Here is a 5,097-nt window from a genome sequence, read left to right as displayed (position 1 = left end):
TGGGTGGGTGGAATTAAATATAAGATGAACGTAGGTTGGGTTGAAGCATGAAACCCAACGCCCGATTATGTTACGCTACCGCTAACCCATCCTACAAATAATTGTGCCTCCCTACTTAAGCTGCCCGCGAATTTAAATTGCTTGTTGATTTGAGGAGATTTAGCCAATCTTAAGGATAGGCGGTTAAAATGCGTCTTAGCCTATCTTAATGGTGGGGGAGGAAGTCTCTGGTTTTTGGGAAAGTCAGAACAATAGCTGGTTGTCTAGAGATGATGACAATGATCCTAAACGTGGTCAAATCGATTTCGCCGCTAATAAAAAAAGTCGATTGACACAGGAACCAGTTAGCGGCCAAAATTGACTCTATTAGCCGTTGGCAAGCCTTAGAATTGATTGTGTAACAGGTTAATTAAGTCTAGCTCGATCTCGAAAAAAAACAACTAATAATGATCATCGCAGGAGAAAGAAGCGGAGTCGGTAAAACTACGATTACTCTGGCAATCTTGGCCTATTTAATCAGTCGTGGCGATCGAGTGCAATCTTTTAAAGTCGGGCCCGATTATATCGATCCCATGTTCCATAGTCATTTTACCGGTCGCCCCTGTCGCAATCTCGATCCGGTTTTAACTTCTGAAGACTATGTAAAAACCTGTTTTGCCCAACATTGTCAAAATGTCGATTATGCTCTGATTGAAGGGGTAATGGGGCTATTTGATGGTATTCAATTAAGCGATACTCAATTTCCCGATTATGCCAGTACCGCCCATATTGCCCGTATTTTAGGGCTTCCTCTGCTGTTAGTTATCGATTGCAGTCGTTTATCTACCTCTGTCGCCGCTATTGTCCGCGGTTATCAATCTTTAGACAAAAATCTCCATCTAGCCGGAGTTATCCTCAATCGGGTTGGCAGCGATCGCCACCTGCAATTACTGCAAACCGCCCTAGAATCGATCAATATGCCGATTGTCGGGGTTCTGCGTCGTCAAGATTCCCTGACAATTCCCGATCGCCATCTAGGATTGGTTCCCAGGGATGAACTAGGAGAAATCAGGCAACTGCAAGATCAACTGGCTTCTATTGCCCAAAACTGCTTTAATTGGGACATTCTCTTGCCTTTACTCACTATTTCTCCCCAAGAGAACCCGAAAAATCCCCCAGGAGCAAATAAGCTTTTTCCCCCTATCCGTATCGGTATTGCCAGAGATAAGGCTTTTAACTTTTATTATCCCGATAATCTCGATATTTTAGCCAATTTAGGCGCAGAATTAATCTTTTGGAGTCCCTTGCAAGGGGCAAATTTGCCCGAAAACCTGCAAGGGTTGTACTTTGGTGGCGGTTTTCCCGAAATCTTTGCCCCAGAATTAGCAGCTAACACCCCTATCTTAACTCAGGTGAGAAAAGCGATCGCCGATGGAATGCCCACCTACGCCGAATGTGGGGGATTAATGTATTTATGTGACAAAATAGTTGATTTTGAGCAAAAAAACCATTCTATGTTGCAAATAATCCCCAAATCTGCTATAATGTCCCCGAAATTAACCCTAGGTTATCGGCAAGCCATCGCCAAACAGGAGACGATCCTGCTCAAAGCAGGTCAACCAGTGCGCGGCCATGAATTCCATCGCTCCCAATTAAGCGGGGTGAGCGACGCACCGATTTATCAACTGCAAGCATTCCCCAAAAGTGATATCAATGCCGAAGGGTGGCAAGGTAAGAATCTGCACGCTTCCTATCTCCACCTACATTTTGGGGCTAACCTCAGCCTGCCGAAAAAATTTTTAGCTGCCGGCCTTGATTTTTTCCGCACAGCTGCGTTAAGCTAATTGCAGATAAATTTGATAATCAATCCGTTAAGGGATACAGGAGGTGATGTCGATGGTAGAAAGTAGTAAAAGCATGGGTCTCCTAATCGACAATAGCCGGCTGTGCGCCGGGGCTGTTCTCTAGACCCCCACGTCTAAACAAGATTTAGACTAGCTGGAGTTCCTTCCGGCAGTCTGGTGTCGATTCCGATGACCCGCTACACCGCCCTTACCGAGCAATTGGTAAGGGCGGATAGTTTTTGGGGGTTTCCCGTCATCTGGGAACCCCAGAACCAGAACTAATACCAATTTTTTCCTAAGTGAGCCTTTCTTGACTTTAACTCTACGGGCGCAAACTAACCCAGCGCCGCTTCTGGTTTGGGGACACCATTTTAACGCCTGTCACCGAGATAATATCATTGGCCAAATTCTCTGCCATCATGGGAATGAGTTGATTTATATTATTCTCATAAGCTTTTATCCAGAATTGAGAGAGTTTCTCTCTCGCCTCCTCATTGACATAGATAGTTTTACCCGGCGTAATCAATACCATTGCCACATCACCGGAGTTTTCCGTGACGGCAAAGACAAACTGATCACGGTCGGACTTGAGACCTTCGTACCAGTAGTCTATGTGTTCTTCCAATTCGTATTCATAGAGAGCGCGTTCCATCTCGCCCTCTTCTAGCAAGGCTTTACGCAGTGTATTGGCTATCTTTCTTTTTTTCATGGTCTTGTCTCTGTTTTTATCGGCGTTAAGTTTTGCCCATTAGACATCACTCCATATTAAGAGTGCCACCATAGAAATCATCAATTAACCTGACAACAACCCAGTTCAGTGGCCGTTATCAAAATCACAGAACCTTGCCCGACTCGTCTAGACGAGCCTGTTGTATGAGCTTAAGTTTTCTCTGTGTAAGGATTCTAACCTACTTTAGTTTTTGTTTAAGTGCCGTCAGGAGCGACAGGGTGGCCACTTTTTCAACTGGTCAAGGGAAAAAAAATGAGATCGCATCTTTCCCTAAGTAATTAAATTGTGTATAATGGCAAAAGAATAGAAAGGCTATATGCGTCGTCAAACTGTGTAGTCAACCTATAAGGTGTGAGGAAAAAACCATCATGTTAAGAATGTTCTGGAAATCATTGCTGGTTAGCCCAGCGATTTTAGGGGCTACCCTAGTAGCTTCCGCTAATGCTAGTAGCTTCGATCCCGCCAAATCTACCAGTGTTTCTACCGAATTTAACAATCTAGAAATCGCTCAAGTTCAGGACAACGCTGCAGGAACTGGCGAATTACTCAATCAGATCGAACAGTACGGTAACGAAGGTCAAGTTGCACCCGTACAGGGGAACACCATCGATCAAGTCACCAGCGTTAACCAACTGCGGGATGTTTCCCCCACCGCTTGGGCTTTCGAGGCTTTAAGAAGTTTAGTTGAACGCTATGGTTGTATTGTTGGTTATCCCGATCGCACCTTCCGCGGCGACCGAGCTTTAACCCGTTGGGAATTTGCGGCTGGTTTAAACGCTTGCTTAAACGTCATGGAACGTTTAATTCAAGATGGTGTCAACGTCCTCAAGGAAGACTTAGATGCCCTCAAGCGCTTGATGGATGAGTTCCAAGCTGAGTTAGCGGCCTTGGGAGCTAGAGTTGATAACTTAGAAAGCCGGGTGTCTTTCCTCGAAAATAACCAATTCTCCACCACCACCAAATTAGCTGGGGAAGTTATCTTCGCTGTCACCGATACGGTCGGTGCCGGTAGCCCCGCCTCCCAGGCCGCCATGCAATACCGCGCTCGTTTGCTGTTAAACACGAGCTTCACCGGTCAGGACGTATTGAAAACTCGTTTAGCGGCGGGTAGTGCCACTCCCTTCGGATTTGATTACAAATCGACCACCACACTACAAAATGGTGATCCCGCTTCCGTCAGATTCGATAATCTGCAAAGCCCTTCCCTATTCCAAACTTGGACCGCGGCCGGTAACGGTAGCGATGTGGTTCTCGACTGGTTGGCCTACTATACCCCGATTGACTTAGGTTATTTTGGTCGCTTCAGTACCTACGTCGCCGCTTGGGGTGGTATTTGGAATGACTTCGTTCCCACCACTAACCCCTTCTTTGAAGACTTCGACGGTGGTAATGGTGCGCTATCTACCTTCGCTTCCGAAAACCCCATCTACCGTATCGGTGGTGGTTCTGGGGGTGGTGTTAGCCTACAGTTAGGCTTCCTCCAAAGCATTGTCGGTCCGACCTCCCTATCCTTGGGTTACTTAGCCGGTGGTGGTGGCTCTAGTTCTGCGGCCAATCCTAACCCGGGTAATGGTCTCTTTAACGGAGATTACGCCGCTTTAGCACAGATTAACGCTAACCTCTTTAACTTCCTCAACGTCGGCTTCACCTACGTTAACGCTTACCAAGGTGCCGATACCGCCATCTTCGGTAACGGTGGTTCCTTCGGTGTAACGGGTACTTCCGCCGCTAACCTTTCCCAAACTCAGTTAAATACCCTGCTCAACGTCAACGGCAACGATCCTGATAGCGTCACCCTACAGGATGAAGTCGGTTTCTTCAACTTCGGAGCCAAAGTATCCAATAGCTACGGTTTAACCGGTGCAGTGGATCTTGGTTTCGCCAGCTTGAGTGCCTTCGGTTCCTACTCCACCGTGCGTTTACTCGGTCTCGGTGATGCGGAAGTGTGGACCTACGGTGCTGGTATTGCCTTCCCCGACTTGGGTAAAGAAGGAAATATCTTAGGTCTGTTTGCTGGTGCGCAGCCCTACATCGGTCACTTAAGCTTCCGAGACATGGGGCTAAAAGTATCTAACATCGTTCCCTACCACGTTGAATTGTTCTACAAGTACCAAGTCACCGACAATATTTCTATCACCCCCGGTGTCATCTGGATTTCTGCACCTGAACAGTTCAAAGGCACTGGTAACGAGTGGATTGGCACCCTGCGCGGAACCTTTACCTTCTAGGATTTCCTAAATTAAACCCGAAACCCCACCGATGGTGGGGTTTTGTTTTAGGCAAATAGACGCTGATATTCTATCTGGATACAAGCATCAATAATCACATTTAAACCCGCCTCGATCGCTTTTTTTTCCGCAACTGGGTGTTGACATCCTCACCGCCGGGGCCGGACGGTGATGACCGGCAGATCAAACAAACTTAATTGAACGACCGACCGCTGGGTTGACGCTTCACGAGATGCTGCTTCTTTAACAGAAGTCTTATGCTGTCCTCCACGTCCGTTTTTTGAGGTCTCCGATTGCCCACCGGCGACCTTGATAT

At 46.9% G+C, this 5,097-nt stretch carries 3 protein-coding genes and 2 pseudogenes; 2 read left to right on the top strand and 3 right to left on the bottom strand.

Features of this window, described 5'->3' with window-relative positions; translation table 11 throughout:
* Window positions 1-446: 446 nt before the first annotated feature.
* Window positions 447-1,823 carry a cobyrinic acid a,c-diamide synthase CobB gene (locus IM477_RS05510; protein ID WP_287730851.1) on the top strand — a complete coding sequence of 459 codons (1,377 nt, stop codon included), beginning with the start codon at window positions 447-449 and terminating at the stop codon, window positions 1,821-1,823.
* A 322-nt stretch (window positions 1,824-2,145) separates the two neighbouring features.
* Here IM477_RS05510 and IM477_RS05505 read toward each other — a convergent pair whose 3' ends face one another.
* Window positions 2,146-2,532 (bottom strand): hypothetical protein, encoded by a 387-nt coding sequence (locus tag IM477_RS05505; protein WP_353845530.1) that lies wholly within the window; start codon window positions 2,530-2,532, stop codon window positions 2,146-2,148.
* 389 nt (window positions 2,533-2,921) lie between these two features.
* On the opposite strand from IM477_RS05505, the gene IM477_RS05500 reads away from it, so the two are divergent.
* Window positions 2,922-4,781 (top strand): iron uptake porin, encoded by a 1,860-nt coding sequence (locus IM477_RS05500; RefSeq protein WP_002759873.1) that lies wholly within the window; start codon window positions 2,922-2,924, stop codon window positions 4,779-4,781.
* 47 nt (window positions 4,782-4,828) lie between these two features.
* On the opposite strand, the pseudogene IM477_RS22935 reads toward IM477_RS05500, so the two are convergent.
* Together IM477_RS22935 and IM477_RS22930 are read right to left on the bottom strand one after the other, a co-directional pair.
* Window positions 4,829-4,921 (bottom strand): annotated as a pseudogene (locus IM477_RS22935) (CoA-binding protein); the annotation flags it as partial.
* A gap of 9 nt (window positions 4,922-4,930) precedes the next feature.
* Window positions 4,931-5,097, bottom strand: a pseudogene (locus IM477_RS22930) (RNA-guided endonuclease TnpB family protein); the annotation flags it as partial.

Source organism: Microcystis sp. M090S1 (assembly GCF_020246295.1).
Lineage (GTDB): Bacteria > Cyanobacteriota > Cyanobacteriia > Cyanobacteriales > Microcystaceae > Microcystis > Microcystis aeruginosa.
Note: the sequence above shows the minus strand (reverse complement) of the source record. Positions and strands in the feature narration are given on the sequence as shown.